Genomic DNA, 2,102 nt, shown 5'->3' with positions numbered 1-2,102 from the left:
TCGCTGTGCCTCAACGTCGAGGTGCTCTCCAGCGACGGCATGTCCATCGAGATGCGCGACACCGACGAGGACGTCTTCCGCGCCGCGGAGGAGCTGGGCATCGACCTGTCCCGGCGCGAGCCGAGCAGCGTCGAGGAGATCTGACGTGCGCCGGGTGCGGCGCCTGCATACCCGGCAGGCGCCGCACTCGGACAGATCTTCGCTTACTGTGCATTTTGGGGGACGTGCTGCGGGAGAATGTCGGGGCCGGTGCACACGAAAAGCGCGGCACACGGGGGAAAACGGAGGATGACGTCGGGAATGAGCACTCAGACGTACGAGCATCTAGGCCCTTACCGGGTGGTCAGGAAGATCGGTGAGGGCGGCATGGGGGTCGCCCACCTCGGTCTCGACGGCGCGGGCCGAGAAGTCGCGATCAAGGTGCTGCACCCGCACGTGGCCGCCGACCTCAAGGCGCGTGACCGGCTGTTCCGCGAGGTGGAGACCATGCGCCGGGTGCGCAGCTCGTACGTCGCCGAGGTGCTCGACGCCGAGCTGTCCGGCGCCCGGCCGTACGTCGTGACCCGGTTCGCGCCCGGCCGCACGCTGGAGGACACCGTGCTGTCCGGGGGCCCGCTGCAGCCGCACGAGGTCATCAGGCTCGCGCAGGGGCTGTGCCAGGCGCTGGTGGACATCCACGCGGCCGGCGTGATCCACCGCGACCTCAAGCCGTCCAACGTCATGATGGTCGACGGGCGGCCCCTGGTCATCGACTTCGGCATCGCGCACCTGGTGGACGCGGCCAGGCTGACGCAGAGCGGGATGTTCGTCGGCACGCCTGGCTACCTGGCGCCGGAGATCATCCGTGGCTCGCAGATCACGCAGGCGGCCGACGTGCACGCGCTGGCCTCGACGGTGTTCTTCGCCGCCACGGGCCTGCCGCCGTTCGGCACGGGGACGTTCGAGGCGGTCTGCTTCAACACGATGGAGGGGCGCTCGCAGATCGACAAGGCGCCGGCCTGGCTGCGCGACTGGCTGAGCAGGGCGCTGCAGGTCGATCCGTCGGCCCGCCCCAGCGCGGGCGAGCTGCTGCGGACGGCCGGAGCGCTCGACCCCGGGGGCCGCAGGCCACAGGCGCGGGGCGGCCGTACGGTGGCCATGAACACCATCTCCGACCTGCTCCCGCCGGTCGAGTACGCCCGCAGGCGCGAGCAGGAGGCGCCGGCGCCCACCCTGCACGCCGAGCGGCCGCAGGAGCGCCGCCCGTCGCCGCCGCCCAAGCCCGCGGAGCCGTTCGAGCTGCGGCGGTTCCTGAAGAGCAGCGGGTTCGTCGGGGTGCTCGCGCTGGTCACGCTGGTGGCGCTGACCGTCGTCATGCCGGTCGTGGTGGGTCTGCTGGTGGCGGCGCTGTCGCTGGCGCTGCGCGCCGGCGACCACTACTTCGCCGAGGAGCGCCCGGAGCTGACCAGGGCTGCGCTGGTGGCGATGGGGCACCTGCTCCTGTCGCTGGCCTTCGGCATCGCCGCGGCGGGCCTGCTGCACCTGGCAGGGCGGCTGAGCACCAGCCACGCGGAGTCGCTGGCCGCCGGCGCGTTCACGCTGGGGCTGTTCGTGCTGCCCGGCGCCGGAGCGGTACGGCGGGCCGCCTCGGGCATCCTGGCCCGCCTTCTGCCCGGCCACACCGCGACGGTGGTGACGGTGGCCGTGATGGGGCCGGTCGCGCTGACGTCCGTGATCATCGCGCTCGTGGGGCTGTAGGGCGTCCCTTGCACGGTCTGACGTCCGGCTCCGCAAGCTGACCCGCCGCGGAGCGCAAGTCTTGCGTCCTTCTTACGCTCATCCGACGTAGCCGCTTGCGCTCCGCCCTGCGCCCCCGGCAACCCAGCCCCGGGGCGTCACCAGGGCGAAGATCCCTCATTCGCCGGAATGTCAAAGTTATTTCTTTGCGCAATCTCGTCGAAATATTGCGGCCATCTGCTCGACATCTTATGGTTCGGCCATCCGTCTTACCCGAAGGGCCGACCCCCTATGAGAGCACTGTTAGCCGCCCTTGCGTTACTCATCGGATTCCTCGCCGCGCCGCCCGCGCACGCCGCGGCCGACACCAACCTCGCCGCCGGCAA

At 71.0% G+C, this 2,102-nt stretch carries 1 protein-coding gene; it reads left to right on the top strand.

What is annotated here, in order from left to right; translation table 11 throughout:
- Positions 1-300 precede the first annotated feature (300 nt).
- Positions 301-1,737 (top strand): serine/threonine-protein kinase, encoded by a 1,437-nt coding sequence (locus tag AB0I79_RS63275; RefSeq protein WP_357896381.1) that lies wholly within the window; start codon positions 301-303, stop codon positions 1,735-1,737.
- Positions 1,738-2,102: the final 365 nt, after the last annotated feature.

This window comes from Nonomuraea sp. NPDC050202 (assembly GCF_040656115.1).
Classification (GTDB): Bacteria; Actinomycetota; Actinomycetes; order Streptosporangiales; family Streptosporangiaceae; genus Nonomuraea.
The sequence above is the reverse complement of the archived record's forward strand: the minus strand, read 5'-3'. Positions and strand labels throughout refer to the sequence as shown.